The sequence below is a fragment of the Corynebacterium sp. 22-2729 genome (genome assembly GCF_053479475.1).
Genome location: NZ_JBRBCA010000008.1, coordinates 38,108 through 54,543, shown reverse-complemented (window position 1 = coordinate 54,543; position 16,436 = coordinate 38,108). Strand labels below are relative to the sequence as shown.

17 protein-coding genes are annotated in these 16,436 nt (G+C 61.5%); 16 read left to right on the top strand and 1 reads right to left on the bottom strand.

Features of this window, described 5'->3' with window-relative positions; translation table 11 throughout:
* Window positions 1-4: 4 nt before the first annotated feature.
* The 3 genes from ACUY2T_RS07200 to nadC all read left to right on the top strand — a co-directional run bounded on the left by ACUY2T_RS07200 (window position 5) and on the right by nadC (window position 2,517).
* Complete coding sequence (locus tag ACUY2T_RS07200) at window positions 5-526, top strand: hypothetical protein (protein ID WP_448308084.1); 522 nt, start codon at window positions 5-7, stop codon at window positions 524-526.
* A gap of 93 nt (window positions 527-619) precedes the next feature.
* Window positions 620-1,597, top strand: coding sequence for a quinolinate synthase NadA (gene nadA, locus ACUY2T_RS07195; protein WP_448308130.1), 978 nt, complete (start codon window positions 620-622; stop codon window positions 1,595-1,597).
* 2 nt (window positions 1,598-1,599) lie between these two features.
* Window positions 1,600-2,517 (top strand): carboxylating nicotinate-nucleotide diphosphorylase, encoded by a 918-nt coding sequence (gene nadC, locus ACUY2T_RS07190; protein ID WP_448308083.1) that lies wholly within the window; start codon window positions 1,600-1,602, stop codon window positions 2,515-2,517.
* On the opposite strand, the gene ACUY2T_RS07185 is transcribed toward nadC, so the two are convergent.
* Window positions 2,514-3,749: a hypothetical protein gene (locus ACUY2T_RS07185; protein ID WP_448308082.1), complete on the bottom strand. Its 1,236-nt coding sequence runs from the start codon at window positions 3,747-3,749 to the stop codon at window positions 2,514-2,516. The two genes, nadC and ACUY2T_RS07185, sit on opposite strands and share 4 nt — an antisense overlap.
* A 65-nt stretch (window positions 3,750-3,814) precedes the next feature.
* Between ACUY2T_RS07185 and hisD the strand changes: the two genes are divergently transcribed.
* The 13 genes from hisD (at window position 3,815) to trpB (ending at window position 16,434) form a co-directional block, all read left to right on the top strand.
* The gene (gene hisD / locus ACUY2T_RS07180) at window positions 3,815-5,152 is read left to right on the top strand and encodes a histidinol dehydrogenase (RefSeq protein WP_293791293.1); all 1,338 of its coding nucleotides are present in this window, start codon (window positions 3,815-3,817) and stop codon (window positions 5,150-5,152) included.
* A gap of 9 nt (window positions 5,153-5,161) precedes the next feature.
* The gene (locus ACUY2T_RS07175) at window positions 5,162-6,304 is read left to right on the top strand and encodes a histidinol-phosphate transaminase (RefSeq protein WP_448308081.1); all 1,143 of its coding nucleotides are present in this window, start codon (window positions 5,162-5,164) and stop codon (window positions 6,302-6,304) included.
* Window positions 6,305-6,362: 58 nt separating this feature from the next.
* A complete protein-coding gene (gene hisB / locus ACUY2T_RS07170; RefSeq protein WP_293791291.1) occupies window positions 6,363-6,977 on the top strand; it encodes an imidazoleglycerol-phosphate dehydratase HisB in 615 nt (204 codons plus the stop codon).
* Window positions 6,977-8,326: an MFS transporter gene (locus tag ACUY2T_RS07165; protein WP_448308080.1), complete on the top strand. Its 1,350-nt coding sequence runs from the start codon at window positions 6,977-6,979 to the stop codon at window positions 8,324-8,326. The genes hisB and ACUY2T_RS07165 overlap by 1 nt, the downstream gene beginning before the upstream one ends.
* A gap of 11 nt (window positions 8,327-8,337) precedes the next feature.
* Window positions 8,338-9,057 (top strand): imidazole glycerol phosphate synthase subunit HisH, encoded by a 720-nt coding sequence (hisH, locus tag ACUY2T_RS07160; RefSeq protein WP_448308079.1) that lies wholly within the window; start codon window positions 8,338-8,340, stop codon window positions 9,055-9,057.
* Between the two features lie 68 nt (window positions 9,058-9,125).
* Window positions 9,126-9,890 (top strand): bifunctional 1-(5-phosphoribosyl)-5-((5-phosphoribosylamino)methylideneamino)imidazole-4-carboxamide isomerase/phosphoribosylanthranilate isomerase PriA, encoded by a 765-nt coding sequence (gene priA / locus ACUY2T_RS07155; RefSeq protein WP_448308078.1) that lies wholly within the window; start codon window positions 9,126-9,128, stop codon window positions 9,888-9,890.
* Window positions 9,890-10,867, top strand: coding sequence for an inositol monophosphatase family protein (locus ACUY2T_RS07150; RefSeq protein ID WP_434816956.1), 978 nt, complete (start codon window positions 9,890-9,892; stop codon window positions 10,865-10,867). Before priA ends, ACUY2T_RS07150 begins: the two co-directional genes overlap by 1 nt.
* Entirely contained in the window at window positions 10,864-11,646 is a 783-nt protein-coding gene (gene hisF, locus ACUY2T_RS07145) for an imidazole glycerol phosphate synthase subunit HisF (RefSeq protein ID WP_448308077.1), read from the top strand. Before ACUY2T_RS07150 ends, hisF begins: the two co-directional genes overlap by 4 nt.
* The gene (gene hisI / locus ACUY2T_RS07140; RefSeq protein ID WP_293791284.1) at window positions 11,643-12,002 is read left to right on the top strand and encodes a phosphoribosyl-AMP cyclohydrolase; all 360 of its coding nucleotides are present in this window, start codon (window positions 11,643-11,645) and stop codon (window positions 12,000-12,002) included. The genes hisF and hisI overlap by 4 nt, the downstream gene beginning before the upstream one ends.
* Window position 12,003: 1 nt before the next feature.
* Window positions 12,004-13,581 carry an anthranilate synthase component I gene (locus ACUY2T_RS07135; RefSeq protein ID WP_448308129.1) on the top strand — a complete coding sequence of 526 codons (1,578 nt, stop codon included), beginning with the start codon at window positions 12,004-12,006 and terminating at the stop codon, window positions 13,579-13,581.
* Window positions 13,578-14,297, top strand: coding sequence for a TIGR02234 family membrane protein (locus ACUY2T_RS07130; protein WP_448308076.1), 720 nt, complete (start codon window positions 13,578-13,580; stop codon window positions 14,295-14,297). The genes ACUY2T_RS07135 and ACUY2T_RS07130 overlap by 4 nt, the downstream gene beginning before the upstream one ends.
* 19 nt (window positions 14,298-14,316) lie before the next feature.
* On the top strand, window positions 14,317-15,126 hold the full coding sequence (gene trpC, locus ACUY2T_RS07125; protein WP_448308075.1) for an indole-3-glycerol phosphate synthase TrpC: 810 nt from the start codon (window positions 14,317-14,319) through the stop codon (window positions 15,124-15,126).
* An 18-nt stretch (window positions 15,127-15,144) separates the two neighbouring features.
* A complete protein-coding gene (gene trpB / locus ACUY2T_RS07120) occupies window positions 15,145-16,434 on the top strand; it encodes a tryptophan synthase subunit beta (RefSeq protein WP_448308074.1) in 1,290 nt (429 codons plus the stop codon).
* The last annotated feature ends 2 nt before the right edge of the window (window positions 16,435-16,436 follow it).

Sequence of the window (16,436 nt, the reverse complement as noted above, 5' to 3'; positions counted from 1 at the left end):
GACATTGAAGAAAGTAAAAAATGCACAACGGCACCAGCTGATTCCTCGGCCAATCGGGGAGGCAGCACTCGTCCTTTTCGTCACGCTGGTGGTGTTTATCCTGTTGGGATTGGTGTGGGGGCTCATCCACCCGACCACCCAACTGACCGTGGCAGCGGACGGTGGGGCGGATACCGTCCCGGGGACCGAGGATGCCTCGTTTAAAGCCCTGGCCTATTTTTTGGCCCTGACTGGACTTGGTGGCCTGGCAATTGGACTGTGGGCCTTTCGCACCCGCATGAGGAGCCTGCTGATGATGCTGTGGGTCGGCGTGGTCACGCTCTGGGGCTCGGTGACGTGCTGGACCGTTGGAACGTGGTTGGCAGAGAAACTGCATGCCGATCCATTGCCTACCGATCCGCACCCAGGGGATCTATTTCACCTGGTAGAGGCAACTAATCCCGGTTCGGGAATGCTCGTAGCCACGGCACTAGCGCTGGTGGTGTACTGGTTGGCTGCGACCTTCGTCGACCCAGAAGATTTCTAAACCTTTAGTGATCTGGGGCCGCGGGGGACTAACGTAGCAGGAATGCTAGACAAGATCTTAGAAAGCATCACCCGCGTAGACGGCCGGTGGGAAATGCCAGATACCATCACCACTGACGAGTGGGCCGCGGAGGTGCAGCGGCTGAAGAAGGAGCGGAACGCGCTGATTCTGGCTCACAACTATCAGCTGCCAGAGATCCAGGACATCGCCGACCACACGGGCGATTCCCTCGCACTATCCCGTATCGCCGCGGAAACAGACGCTGATGTGATCGTTTTCTGCGGAGTGCACTTTATGGCCGAGACTGCGAAGATCCTGTCACCGGAAAAGACGGTGCTTATTCCCGACGCCAATGCGGGGTGCTCCCTAGCCGACTCCCTTACAGCGGAGGAACTGCGTGAGTGGAAGGCCGAGCACCCAGAGGCTGTGGTCGTCAGCTACGTAAACACCACAGCTGATGTGAAGGCGTTGACGGATATCTGCTGCACCAGTTCCAATGCAGTAGACGTCGTGGCGAGCTTGCCAGAGGATCAGGAAGTGCTCTTCGGCCCAGATCAGTTCCTCGGCGCTCACGTACGCCGTAAGACCGGGAGGGACAATATTCACGTGTGGGCGGGCGAGTGCCATGTGCATGCGGGTATTTCTGGGAAGGACTTAAGCCAGCAGGCGCACGATAACCCGGAGGCCGACCTGTTTATCCACCCGGAGTGTGGTTGTGCCAATTCGGCGATTTACCTCGCAGGCGAGGGGATTGTGGAATCCGAGCGGGTGAAAATGCTATCCACTGGTGACATGATCTCGCAGGCGAAGTCCACCAGCCAGTCCACGGTTCTGGTTGCCACCGAGGTGGGCATGCTGCACCAATTGCGCCAGGCCGCCCCGGGCGTTGATTTCCGTGCCGTCAACGACCGCGCGTCCTGCACCTATATGAAGATGATCACCCCAGCCGCGCTACTGCGCTGCCTGGCTTTGGGGGAGGACGAAGTAACGGTGGACGAGCAGACCGCCGCCAAGGCCCGTCGCTCCGTGGAGCGGATGATCGCCATTGGTAACCCGGGAAGTGGGGAATAACGATGGAGACCACCCTTGAGCTGCCTTTCCCCGCCCAACTATCCGACCCCTCCCGCATTCGCGCAGCTTATCTCCGCATGGCAAAGGTCGCATTGGAAGAGGACTTTGGCGACGGTGCGGATGTCAGTACCCTAGCCACCGTCCCCGCCGATGCGACGGGCACGAAGGTGATGCGAGCACGCCAGTCTGGAGTGATCAGCGGACTCGAAGCCCTGACGATTGTCGCGGAGGTTGCCGCCGACCGGCATATCGACATCACCCCGCTAGTCGCCGATGGGGATCGGGTCGATGCCGACGCGGACATTGCACGAGTGGAGGGGACGATCCAGCACATCCTCATGCTGGAACGCACCCTTTTGAACATTCTGAGCCATGCTTCGGGCATTGCCACCCAAACACGCGCGTGGGTGGATGTCGTCGCAGCCACCGCTAGCAGCCCGGGCGGATGCTTGGTGCGTGACTCGCGGAAGACCCTGCCCGGAATGCGCATGCTGGAAAAGCGCGCGGTCGTTCACGGCGGCGGCTACCCGCACCGCTACAACCTGGGCGATCAGGTGATGGTAAAGGACAATCACGTGGAGCTCTCCAACGCCGCCGAAGCCTATGCGCGGGTAAGGGATTTTTTGGGTGATGACGCCACCACGTGGGTAGAGGTCGAAGTGGATACCCTGGAGCAACTTTCCGACCTGCTTGGTGCGGATCGTCCTCATCCGCCACAGGTGCTACTGGATAACTTCAGCGTGGAGGATACGAAGAAGGCTGTGGAGTTGCGCGATAATCGAGCCCCGGAGGTGCTTTTGGAATCCTCAGGCGGGTTAACTCTCGATGTAGTGGCTGACTATGCAGCCGCGGGCGTGGACTCCGTGGCGGTGGGTGGGCTGACCCACAGTGTGCGTGCCCTCGACATCGGGTTGGACTAACCCTCCCAGCGTTCCAACGCCGCTCGCCTGCGCTTGTCGAGTTCCCAGGCCACCTCTTCGTGGCCAAGCTCCCTGGCAGCCACAAGTGCCATGGTGTAGCCACCGATAGTGCGCTCGTCATCGGCGCTGAACTCGGACCATTCCGCCACCAGGCGGGCATTCGCCAAGGCCTCGTCGAAAAGCCCACAGTTCAAGGCAGCTTCGGCAAGGGCGTAGCGCAGGTTGAGGATCGTGGGGGACAGTGGGCACCCTTCTGCACCTTCCAAGGCAGAACTGGCAAGCTCCCAGGCCTCGCCCTCGCGTCCTTCGCCTAGCAGTGCCATTGCCGCCAAACCGGCATTGTGCAGGGCAATTACTCCGGCATCCAGCTTGCGCGCCAGGCGCACGCAGGCCTGCCAATGCTCAGCCACAGCAGCCAGCGAATCCGCGTCCTCGCCCTCCGCTGCCCGGAACATCTCGAAATGCGCCAGCATGTCATGAGCCTCGTACAGGGAAACCGTGCGCGCATCCGTGGTCGCGCCGTCTTCTTCCAACCTGTCGATCAGTGCCGTTACCCGCTCTAAAGCCTCCGTCCGCCGGCCGCGGAACCACGCTTCCTGCGCGAACCACAGCTGACGATCCGCCGCCGAAGGGGGCTTAGACCCGAACCTCCGTACAAGTTGAGCGAAGATGTTCGCAAAGTCGAAGCCTTCGGCGTCATCCTCAAAAGAACTAGGAAGATTCGTGGCCACCGCGAAGCCTGTCGTGGCCGCGGAAGTCAGGCGCGCGGCGATGGCAGGGGCAATGTCCCGGTGCGTCAGCGCGGGAGTTTCCGCGAGAGTGGGGGAATCCGGATCCGGGCGGAAGTCATCAAAACCCTGGGCCAATTGCGCCAGCATTTCCTGTGGTGAATGCAGTTCCGTCAGGGTGCCGGGGCGACCTTCCTGTGTTAGAGCCTGGTGAGTAAGCAGCGCCAAGGCCTCCAGAGCCAGCGCGTGGTCGTTGTTGCTGCGCGCCCACGTGCGCAGATCCTGCAAGGCGGCGATGGTCTCATCGGCGAAACCCAGGTGATCCGCCGCGCTGGCGCGCATGCTGTAAAACTCGCCCACCAGCTCTTGCGGCACCTCGTCCGGGGTGGCTAACCAGTACTGCCTGGCGAAGTCGCTGGCCAAGCGCCAGCTCGCCGCTGCAGACGCCCCCGAATGCGCGGCGCGACTGCTGTCCTGGAGCAGTGAAAGGAGTGTCTGGGCCATGGCGTAAACTTTAGCCCAGCATAAGAATGCTCCCAAGAATCACTCGGAAGGATGCGGCGTACACGATGACTAACGCTGAGCTGGACTTTAGCCGGATCGACCTGCGGGGACAGACCCCGACTACAGCTGAGCTGCGCCATCGTCTTCCCCGTGGTGGCACGGACGTGGATTCGGTGATTCCCACCGTCCAGCCGATCGTTACGCAGGTACGCGAGGGCGGGGCTCGCGCGGCTTTGGAGATCGGGCAGCGCTTTGACGGTGTAACCCCGGATTCAGTGCGGGTTCCGGCCGAGGTTATTGACGCCGCCGTGGGGACGTTGGATGACGACGTCATCGCAGCGCTGAAAGAAGCCATTAACCGGGTGCGTGCTTTCCACTCCGCCATCCGCCCAGACGATAAACAGGTGGAGGTCGCGCCGGGCGGCATCGTGACGGAGCGATTCATTCCCGTACAGCGCGTGGGCTTGTACGCGCCGGGCGGCAACGCGGTGTACCCGTCGAGCGTGATTATGAACGTTGTGCCTGCTCAGGAAGCTGGGGTGGAATCTCTCGTAGTGGCCTCCCCGCCGCAGGAGGGCGGCTGGCCGCACCCGACCGTGCTGGCGGCTTGTCAGCTGCTGGGCGTGGATGAGGTCTGGGCAGTTGGTGGCGCGCAGGCCGTGGCTTTGTTGGCTTATGGTTCGACAGCCGCAGGTGGTGAGGAGCTGGAGCCGGTGGATATGGTCACCGGTCCGGGCAATATTTTCGTTACCGCAGCCAAGCGACTGTGTCGTTCGGTGGTGGGCATTGACTCCGAGGCAGGCCCCACGGAGATTGCCGTTTTGGCCGATGACACTGCCAATGCGGTGGAGATTGCCTACGACTTGATTAGCCAAGCGGAGCACGACACGATGGCGGCCTCTGTACTCATTACCGACAGTGAAAAGTTGGCCGATGAAGTAGTGGCGGAAATGAATAAGCGCTACCACATCACGCAGAACTCCGCGCGTGTCGCCGAAGCCCTGGAAGGCCAGCAGTCCGGTGTGGTGCTGGTTGACGATATCGCTGCGGGCATCCGCGCTGCCAACGCATATGGGGCGGAGCACTTGGAGATTCACTGCGCGGATTCTCACGCAGTGGCCGCGCAAATCACCAATGCCGGCGCGATCTTCATTGGGCGTTTTAGCCCGGTTCCGCTGGGCGATTACGCTGCGGGCTCCAATCACGTACTGCCGACCTCCGGCACGGCACGTCACTCTTCGGGGCTGTCTACCCTGACGTTCCTGAAGTCCGTGCACGTCATCGACTACAACGAGGAAGGGCTGCGCGGCGTGGCGGATACTGTCATCACGCTGTCCAAGTCCGAGGGACTTCCAGCCCACGGCGAGGCCATCAGCGCTCGCACAGGCGGCACTGAGAGGTAGTGAGGAATCATGGCTGAGAACAACAACGCAGCAAATACCAATAAACAGAACATTTCGCTGGCTGACCTGCCGCTGCGCGAGGAGCTGCGCGGTAAGTCCGCCTATGGTGCACCGCAGCTGACTGTGGCGAACCAACTCAACACCAATGAAAATCCCTACCCACCGTCGCCGGAGATTGTCGAAGGCATCGCTCGGCGCGTGGCAGAGCTCGGCACCAAACTGAACCGCTATCCCGACCGGGACGCAGTGGGATTGCGTAAGGCCCTTGCGGCTTATGTGAGCCAACAGACGGGTGTGGGCGTCACTAAAGAACAGGTCTGGGCGGCCAACGGTTCCAACGAGGTGCTGCAGCAACTTCTGCAGGCATTCGGTGGGCCCGGGCGCAGCGCGATGGGGTTCGTGCCGAGCTACTCGATGCACCCGATCCTGGCTGCGGGCACACAGACCGAGTTCGTGACCGTTGAGCGAAAGGCCGAGAATCGCTTCGACATTGATGTTGACGAGGCCCTCACTGCCATCGCCGAACAGCAACCCAATGTGGTCTTTATTACGACGCCGAATAACCCCACTGGCAATAGCACTCCACTCACCGACATTGAGCGCATTGTGCAGGCTGCCCCTGGCATCGTCATCGTGGATGAGGCCTACGCGGAATTCTCCGATGAGCCGAGTGCAGTGGGACTAGTGGAGCAGTATCCGACGAAGTTGGTCGTCTCCCGCACGATGTCCAAGGCCTTCGACTTTGCGGGCGGGCGCCTGGGCTACTTCGTTGCTCACCCGGCGTTTATCGAAGCCGTGATGCTGGTGCGCCTGCCGTACCACCTGGCAACGTTGTCACAGGCGGCAGCGGAGGTGGCGCTCGAGCATTCCGACGCCACGCTGCAGACGGTGGCGAAGCTGCGTGCAGAACGCGACCGAGTGGTTGCTGGTTTGCGCGAACTGGGCTACGACGTCATCGATTCGCACTCGAACTTCGTATTCTTCGGCAACTTCGACAAGCTGGGGGACGCGCACACGGTGTGGCAGCGTTTCCTGGACCAAGAGGTGCTGATCCGCGACGTTGGCGTGCCCGGCTGGCTGCGCGCAACTGTCGGCCTGCCGGAAGAGAATGATGCTCTTCTTGCCGCGGCTGCGCAGATGATGGACGATTAGACGGACGCTTCAAGAACTTTCAAGAGAACAAGACCAGAGAGGCAGGTGCAAAGCTACTGTGGCAACGAATCCCGCTCCGCGCATCGGGAAGGCCCAGCGAGCCACCAAAGAATCCGATATTAAGGTCGAGTGGAACCTAGACGGAACCGGCAAGACCGATATTGATACCGGCGTGCCGTTTTTCGATCACATGCTGACCGCCCTCGGCGCACACGGCTGCTTTGATCTCACCGTGCATGCCCGTGGCGACGTGGAGATCGACGCACACCACACCGTGGAAGACACAGCCATTGTGATGGGCCAGGCGCTCGCACAGGCATTGGGAGATAAGGCAGGAATCCGCCGCTTCGGCGATGCTTTCATCCCGATGGACGAGACACTGGCACACGCGGCGGTGGACGTATCGGGACGTCCGTACTACGTGGGCGTGGGGGAGCCAGAGCAGATGCTCAGCGCGGTGATCGGCGGGCACTACGCCACCGTCATTAACCAGCACTTCTTTGAGACCCTGGCGCTGAACTCGCGTATTGCGCTGCATGTGCGCTGCCTCTATGGTCGCGATCCGCACCACATCACGGAGGCGGAGTTCAAGGCAGTGGCCCGTGCACTGCGGGCCGCCGTGGAGAACGACCCGCGCGTGGGCGGAGTCCCGTCGACTAAGGGAACGCTGTAGTGGCGCGCCCACAGGCGCTGACCATTGAAGAGCTAGAAAAGATCGATTCCGTGTGGCAGGCTCCCGGCCTGAAAGCCACACTGGTCTCGGTCTTCTGTGCGTTTGGCGGTTGGGCGCTGCTACTGCCGGTCATCCCCCTGGCCGTGATCGATGGGGGCGGAACGGACGGTATCGCCGGTCTATCCACCGGTGTATTTATGGCTGCGACGGTTCTGACGCAGGCTTTCACCCCGCGTCTGCTGCGTGCGGTTGGATATTCGCCCGTCATGCTTGTTGCCGGTTTGCTGTTGGGCTTCCCGGCGCTGGTGTACATCGCCGATATGTCCGCAGTGACGGTGCTGGCCATCGCGGCTGTGCGTGGTGTGGGCTTCGGCGCGGTAACCGTGACGGAAGCCGCGCTGATCGCGGAGCTCGTTCCACCAAGACTGGTGGGGCGTTCCTCCGGTGTGTTCGGCGCGACGGTGGGTGTGACCCAGCTAATCAGCTTCCCCCTGGGAATGTGGCTATATGGCAGCTTTGGCCTGGTGAGCGTGTGCTTGGCTGCGGCGGCCTACTCTGCCGTTGGAGCTTTGGCCGCTTTGCAACTGCCGAAGGTTGAGCGCGAAAACTCTCCCGGTGTGGCTGCGGATATTCCGGATAACGCGACCGCGCAGTCGGATTACACCCCGGCTGCGCCGCGTGCAGCGACGTGGAAGCTGGCAACTGTGCCGGGTCTATCCATCGGCGCAGCTGCTGTGGGCTTCGCCGGGTTTAGCACCTTCTTGGCGCCCGCCGCCGGGGAAATCGACGCGAGCGTGGCGGCCACGATTTCTGGCTTGGCGCTGAGCATCGTGGGCCTGATGCAGATCGGCTCGCGCCTTTTCAGCGGCTGGTATGCCGACCGTGTGGGCGAACCGGGCCGTTTGAATGCACTCGGCTTGGTGCTGTGCGTAGTGGGTTTGGGGTCGGCTGCCGTCATGCTGGCCGTGCATCCGAGCGGTGGGCTATTGCTGATGTGGTCGCTGGCATCGGCTGCTTTCTTCGGCGTGGGTTTTGGTATCAACCAGACTGAGGCGCTGCTGATGCTGTTCGACCGCCTGCCCCGGGCCGAGTCCGCCAAGGCCTCCGCGCTGTGGAACATGACTTTCGATGGCGGTACCGGTGTTGGTGCTGTCTTGCTGGGGTTCGTCGCGGGTGCACTGACGTATCAGGGTGCGTTTATTACTGCTGGCGCGGTCGCTCTGGCGGGTTTTGTCATCGCTGTTCTTGACCGAATCGTGGGGCGTCACCGCCTTACCGACCACGGCAATGTTCGCGAAACACTACGCCGTGTCCGAAAGCGAGAATTGCGCCCAGGTAAGTCCGGCTAAACTAGCTAGCTATGACTTCTTCTCTTTCTTCTCGACGCCCACATGTCGCCCTCTTGGACTATGGCAGCGGAAATGTACGCTCCGCCCAGCGAGCGGTAGAAAGGGCTGGCGCCGAGGTTGAGGTAACCCGCGATCCGGAGACAGTCCAGCGAGCCGACGGGCTTTTGGTGCCGGGGGTAGGGGCATTTAGTGCCTGTATGAAACAGCTGCACAGTGTCCACGGCGACCGCATGATTGGGCAGCGCCTGGCAGGCGGGCGCCCGGTGCTGGGAATCTGTGTCGGCATGCAGATCCTTTTCGAACAGGGAGACGAGTTCGCCGAAGGTACAGGCGAAGGATCCGCGGCTTATACCGAAGGCATGGGTGAGTGGCCCGGCACAGTGGAAAAATTGGATGCGGACGTACTACCGCACATCGGGTGGAACACCGTGGAGGTGGGCGACGGTACATCCGCGAGCGCACTGGGAGCGCCCGCTACTGAAGGATCGAAGATGTTCGCCGGGATCAAGGATTCCGAACGATTCTATTTTGTGCATTCCTATGGCGTGCAGGAGTGGGAGCTCATGACCGACGGGCGGACAGAACCGCCACTGGTGCATTGGGCACGTCATGGGCGCAGCCGCTTCGTTGCTGCGGTGGAAAACGGTCCGCTGTGGGCCACACAGTTCCACCCGGAGAAGTCAGGTGATGCGGGGCTGCACCTGCTGCGGAATTGGGTGGAAACACTCTAGATCTGAAAGTAGTACTTCTTTGACCGATTCGAGCTTCGCTGACCTCTCTACACGTTAGGATTCTTCCTATGGCTTCTACTGAAAACCCCCGTGCTCTAACCCTGCTACCCGCCGTTGACGTGGCCGACGGCCAAGCCGTCCGACTGGTACAGGGTGCCGCAGGCACAGAGACCAGCTATGGCGCGCCGATCGAGGCAGCTCTGGCCTGGCAGAACGCGGGTGCGGAGTGGATTCACCTGGTGGACCTTGACGCAGCCTTTGGCCGAGGCAGCAACTTTGAGCTGCTCAAGGAGGTCACCGGTCAGCTAGATGTGAACGTCGAGCTTTCCGGAGGCATTCGCGATGATGAATCGCTGGAGCGTGCTTTGTCCACCGGTTGCCGCCGAGTGAACATTGGCACCGCAGCGTTGGAAGATCCGGAGTGGTGCGAATCCGTCATCTCTCGTTATGGCGACAAGGTAGCTATTGGCCTGGATACCCGAGAGGTCGACGGTGAATGGCGCTTGCGTGGCCGCGGCTGGACCTCCGATGGAGGCGAGCTGTGGGAGGTACTGGAGCGCCTGGATTCCCAGGGAGTATCGCGCCTCGTCGTCACCGATGTCAGCCGCGACGGCATGCTGAACGGCCCAAACATCGACCTACTGCGCGAAGTGGCCGCGGCCACCGATGCTCCAGTTGTCGCCTCTGGCGGAATTTCGAGCCTGGACGACATCCGCGCTCTGGCGGCGGTCGTGGACGAGGGCGTGGACTCCGCCATCGTCGGCAAGGCACTATACGCAGGCAAGTTCACCCTGGAGCAGGCTCTGCAGGCAGCTCGAGAAGGCGGTAACTAATGACAGCCTTCCACGGAGTACACCCTGAGGAGTTGGACACGCGGTCGCTGCTGGCCATCGCTGAAGCCGCCGTGGACGAAGCCGAGACGACGTTCACCGCAGCAGTCGGTGCAGAGCCGGAGGTCATTAAGTCTCCTGGCGACTTCGCTACCGAAGCCGATCTGACCGTCGAACGGCAGTTGCGTACACTGCTGACCCAGTACACCGGTCTGCCCGTGCACGGCGAGGAATTCGGTACCGTACGCCCCGGTGAAGTCCCGGGGGAGAACGTCACCGAGCCCAACCCCAGCGACGCCATGGCCGATGGCCTGGATGGTCCTAGGCGTAAGTCCCTCGAAGCTGGCGACCAGGAGCTGCCGGAGACGTTTTGGGTGGTTGACCCTATCGACGGCACCGCTAACTACGCAGTGGGTAATCCCTTCGCCTGCATCCTGGTCTCCCTGGTACACCAGGGGCAGACCATGATTTCCGTGACCGAAATGCCACTGCTGGGCAAGCGCATCACCGCTCGTCGTGGACACGGACTGCTCGTCGATGGGCACCCGTCGCGAGCTATGCCGCCGTCCGACCCAGGTGTCACCCAGATCAGTTTCGGCTCCATCCTCTCGCAGCGTCGCGGAAACCTGCCGATTTCATACCGGCAGGACATGCTCAACGAAATTGGTAAGTCCTACCCGCGCATGCGCGTGACCGGTTCGGTCGGCATCGACCTAGCTTTCACCGCCGCCGGAGTGTTTGGTGGCACGGTGACGTTTAGCCCCAACCTGTGGGACAACGCGGCGGGCATCCTCGCCGTAGAGGAAAACGGTGGTATTGCCACTGACTTTGCAGGTAATCCTTGGCGCCCGGGCGTCTCTGGTCTGGTCGCTGGTGAGCCGGAGGTTCACGCCACCCTTCTGCAGCACATCCAAGCCGTGCCGATCGGTACCGCTGCCCGCAATGCCCAAGAGATCCGCGACCGAGGGGGCATCCGATGAGCGTCACCGTGCGCGTCATCCCTTGTCTAGATGTAGATAACGGCCGGGTAGTGAAGGGCGTGAACTTTGAGGGCCTACGCGATGCAGGAGATCCCGTCGAGCTGGCCAAGCGTTATGACTCGCTGGGTGCTGACGAACTGACATTCCTGGACGTCTCTGCCTCCAAGGATGGCCGCGGCACCATGCTGGATGTGGTGCGTCGCACCGCAGACCAGGTGTTTATTCCCCTGACCGTCGGCGGGGGAGTACGCAGCGAGGAAGACGTGGATGCATTGCTGCGCGCAGGTGCCGACAAGGTCTCCGTGAACTCTTCCGCCGTCGCTCGCCCCGAGTTGCTCAGGGAGCTCTCACAGCGCTTTGGTGCTCAGTGCATCGTCCTTTCCGTAGACGCGCGGCGCGTGCAGAACCCAGATGAGGTGGACAAATACCCCTCCGGATTTGAGGTCACCACCCACGGCGGTACCAAATCCGCTGGAATGGATGCTGTCGAATGGGCCCGCACAGGTGAAGAACTGGGAGTGGGGGAGATCCTGCTGAACTCCATGGACGGCGACGGCACGAAGGCCGGCTTCGACATCGAGATGCTGCAGGCCGTGCGTTCGGCTGTTTCCATCCCCGTCATCGCCTCCGGTGGCGCCGGCGCCCCGGAACACTTCCCACCCGCAGTGGAGGCCGGGGCCGATGCCGTACTAGCCGCCTCCATCTTTCACTTCCGCGAAGTGGAAATCAGCGAGGTCAAGCAGGCACTCGCCGATGCAGGATACGAGGTGCGGCTGTGAGCAGCACCGACCCGGCAACCTTTGAACTAGACCACGCCATTGCCGAGCGGGTGCGCTTCAACGCTGACGGTCTCGTGCCCGCCATAGTGCAGGATGCCACGAACGGTGATGTGCTGATGATGGCGTGGATGAATGACCACGCCCTGGCACACACCCTAGCCACCCACAAAGGCACCTATTGGTCCCGATCGCGCCAATCCTATTGGATCAAAGGCGAAACAAGCGGCCACACCCAGCGCGTCGAAGAAGTACGCCTGGACTGCGACGGCGATACGGTGCTGCTGAAAGTCGAGCAGACCGGCGCTGCATGCCATACCGGTGACCGCACTTGTTTCGACGCCGACCGCTTGGCCTAACATGTTTGGCATGGGTGACAACACTTCCAGCCGAGCCACCGGCGACCTGACGAGCCGTGAGACATTCCGCAGGCTCGCCGCTGACCACCGCGTGGTGCCCGTTGTACGCAAGGTGCTTGCCGATGGAGAAACTGCACTGTCGGCTTATCGTAAGCTCGCCGATGGACGCCCCGGCACTTTCCTGCTGGAGTCCGCCGCCCACGGGCAGTCGTGGGATCGATACTCCTTTATCGGCACTGGCGCCCGCTGCGCTTTGACCGCTAAGAGCTCCGTGGACGACGGTGCCGCCCGCTGGATCGGCCAGCCGCCTGTAGATATTCCAGAGGGAACCGACCCGCTCGACGCGATCCGTAATACCCTTGCCCACCTGCAGACCGCCCCGATGCCAGGCCTGCCGCCGTTAACGAGCGGCCTGGTGGGGTACATGGGTTATGACATGATCCGCTATATCGAGCGCATTCCCGATACCTGCACCGATGATCTGAATATTCCCGATATGGTGCAGCTCCTCGTCGAGGATATGGCCGTCGTGGATCACTACGAGGGCACCATTTGGCTGATTGCCAGTGTGATCAACTGGGATAATTCTGATGAGCGCGTGGACGAGGCATACGACGAGGCAGTGGATCGGCTCGACGCCATGGTGGAACGGCTGGCTAGGGGAGTAGCAGGGGGCGTCACTACCTATAACGACCCCACGCCCGACTACCGTCGGCAGCGCACCTACGACGACCACCGTCAGCGCATCGGCAAGGTGAAAGAGCATATCAAGGCCGGCGATGCGTTCCAGGTGGTGCTGTCGCAGCGCTTCGAGATGGACACTGACGTCGAGGCGATCGATATTTACCGCATGTTGCGCGTATCGAACCCTTCGCCGTACATGTTCTTGCTCAACGTTCCTACCGAGGATTTTGACGCCACAGCATTCCACATCATCGGTTCCTCCCCGGAATCGCTGGTGCAAGTCCGTGACGGAAATGTCACAACGTTCCCGATCGCCGGATCCAGGCCGCGCGGAGAGACAGTGGAGCAGGACTTTGCCTTTGAACGCGAGCTGGTAAACGACGAAAAGGAAAACTCGGAGCACCTCATGCTGGTGGATCTGGGACGTAACGACCTCGGAAAAGTCAGCGAACCCGGCACCGTGGAGGTGCACGACTTCCGTCACGTGGAGCGCTACTCGGCGGTAATGCACTTGGTCTCCGGGGTGTCCGGCAAGTTGGCTGCGGGGCAGACGGCAGTGGATGCGTTTAATGCGACCTTCCCAGCAGGGACGCTATCGGGTGCGCCGAAGCCCTCGGCGTTGAAGATTATTGATGAGCTGGAGGACACTCGCCGCGGAGTATACGGCGGAACTGTCGGCTATTTTGATTTCTCCGGAAACACGGACCAATCCATCGCGATCCGCACTGGGCTGTACAAGGATGGCACGGTGTATGTGCAGGCAGGCGGAGGAATCGTCGCGGATTCAGATCCGGAAGCCGAGGATTTGGAAACGCGCAATAAAGCCGCCGCGGTGCTGCGGGCCGTTGCCGCCGCAGAGACCATCGAGAGTGCGAGTGCAGAGGTAGGACAGTGAGCAAGGCGAGCAAAGTAGAGGACAGCAAAGTAGAGGACAACGGCATCACGCAGAAGGCCAAGCGTATCCGGCGAATTGCCCTGCTGTGTGTTGTATTGAGCGCCGCGGGGCTGTGGGGAGCGAGCCGACTGAAGTTCGTGACCGTGGCCATCGACGACGACAAGGCCGGCGCCTCCACCAAGGAGCTCGTGGGTTCCGTGTGGGATCCGGCACTAGTGCCTCTTGCGCTGGCGATGCTGGCTTCGCTGATCCTCTCGATTGCGGTGCAGCCTATGATCCGGCGAGTGCTGGGGGTGGTGATTGTTGCCCTGGCGGCGACGGCCAGCTTCCGGGCAGTGCAGCTGCTGACCAATGATGTGGATCTGGCTAGAGCTAAGAGCATCTTGACCAGTGGAGCGGCAACCCAGAAGCAATCGGATCCGGTACAGATCTCGGACTGGGCACAAGTAATCAGCGGCGAAGTACATTCGCTGGGAATCGTGCTCGTGCTTCTCGCGGCGGCGGTGGGAGTCGTCGGTGGTGGCATCCTCATCCTGCGCCCCGGTCAGGAGTCCAAGGGACACAGTCGATACGAGACCCCAGAGGTACGTCGCGCCGATGCGGAGGAAGACCTCGCGGAGAATCCAGATTCAGCTCGCGTGTTGTGGGATGCTCTCGACGCGGGGGTGGATCCGACCGAAGAATCCGATTTCTCCCGCACCAAGCGCGGGCGATAAGCTCATAAATGTGACACACATGACTGTTCTCGACCAGATCATCGCCGGGGTGCTAGAAGACCAGGCCGAGCGGGAAGCCAAGATCCCATACAAGGAGATCAAGGCCATGTCCCTGGACGCACCACCGGCGCTCGACGCCCATTCCGCGCTGGCCGCCCCGGGGGTCAGCCTCATTGCCGAGGTAAAGCGTGCCAGCCCTTCCAAAGGGCATCTCGCCGAGATCGCCGAGCCCGAAGTACTGGCCAAGGCCTACGAGGACAATGGGGCAACAGCCATCAGCTGTCTCACAGAGGAACGACGCTTTAAGGGCTCCCTGGCGGACTTCGATGCAGTTCGGCGCGCGGTGAATATCCCGCTGCTGCGCAAGGACTTCATGATGAACCCCTATCAAATCCACGAGGCTCGGGCACATGGCGCGGACATTATCCTCCTCATCGTCGCAGCCCTTGAACAGCAACGGTTGGAATCTCTACTGGATCGCAGCGAATCCTTGGGCATGACTGCCTTGGTAGAAGTACACACCGCCGAAGAGGCAGAGCGCGCCGTTGCAGCTGGAGCGAAGGTCATCGGCGTCAACGCGCGAAATCTGAAGACCCTGGAGGTGGATCCGGAGGTGTTCGGCAAGATCGCCCCAACGCTGCCGGACGACGTCGTGAAGATCGCAGAATCGGGCGTCAAGAATAAACACGACCTCAATGCATATGCAGCAGCGGGTGCAGACGCAGTGCTCGTCGGCGAAGGGCTCGTTACCGCTGGTAACCCCGCACAGGCGTGCCGGGATCTTGCAGCGGCAGGAAAACACCCCGCTTGCCCACAAAAAAATTCCTAGACGATAGCATGTAACACTGTGACTACCGAAAAGAACTCCAAGAATGCCGATGCACAGGGCAAGCCCCTGCCGACGGTAGGCGAGATCCTGGGTACCGCCACCCACCACGAGCCTGACGAGCGTGGGCATTGGGGAGAATTCGGTGGCCGATACATCCCCGAGGCCCTAATGGCTGTGATCGACGAGATCACCGATGCCTGGGCGAAGGCACGTTCCGACCAGGGATACCTCGATCAGCTCGACGAGCTACACCGCACCTACACGGGGCGGCCGTCCCCGCTGTACTACGCGGCACGCTTCTCTGAGGAAGTGGGCGCGGAGGTATGGCTGAAGCGCGAGGATCTTAACCACACCGGCTCCCATAAGATCAACAACGTGCTGGGGCAGGTGTTGCTGGCCAAGCGCATGGGTAAGACTCGCGTCATCGCTGAAACCGGTGCAGGCCAGCACGGTGTGGCCACGGCGACGGCCTGTGCGCTACTCGGCATTGATTGCCGTATCTACATGGGGGCTGTCGACGCCGAACGCCAGGCCCTCAACATTGCCCGCATGCGCCTGCTAGGTGCCCAGGTAGAAGTAGTGGAGATTGGCTCCCGCACGCTGAAGGACGCCATCAACGAAGCCATGCGCTTCTGGGTATCCAACGCCGATGACACGTATTACTGCTTCGGCACCGCCGCAGGCCCACACCCATTCCCGCAGATGGTGCGCGACCTGCAGCGAATCATTGGAGTGGAAGCGCGCCAGCAGTTGCTGGCCGAAACCGGCAAGCTACCCGATGCGGTGATTGCCTGCGTGGGTGGCGGTTCGAATGCTATCGGTCTGTTCCACCCGTTCATCGAGGACGAAGGCGTGGACATTGTCGGTGCCGAAGCCGCCGGAGATGGCATGGAAACTGGCCGCCACGCTGCGCCGATCACCCTGGGACTACAGGGCGTATTCCAGGGTGCGTACGCCGATCTTATGCAAGACGAAGACGGCCAGATCATCGAATCGCACTCCATCTCCGCGGGTCTGGACTACCCGGGCGTGGGGCCGGAGCACTCGCAGCTGCATGCTGAGGGTCGCGCCCGTTACCTACCTATTACCGACGCCGAGGCTATGGACGGCTTTAAACTGCTAACCCGCCTGGAAGGCATTATCCCGGCCATCGAGTCCGCGCACGCTGTGGCCGCCGCGGTGAAGGTCGCTAAGGAAAAGCCGGGTGCGACGCTTATCGTGAACATTTCCGGCCGTGGTGACAAGGACGTCACGACAGCTGCGAAATGGTTCGACATTCTGGATCAGACAAGCGAGAAGGATGGCTAAGG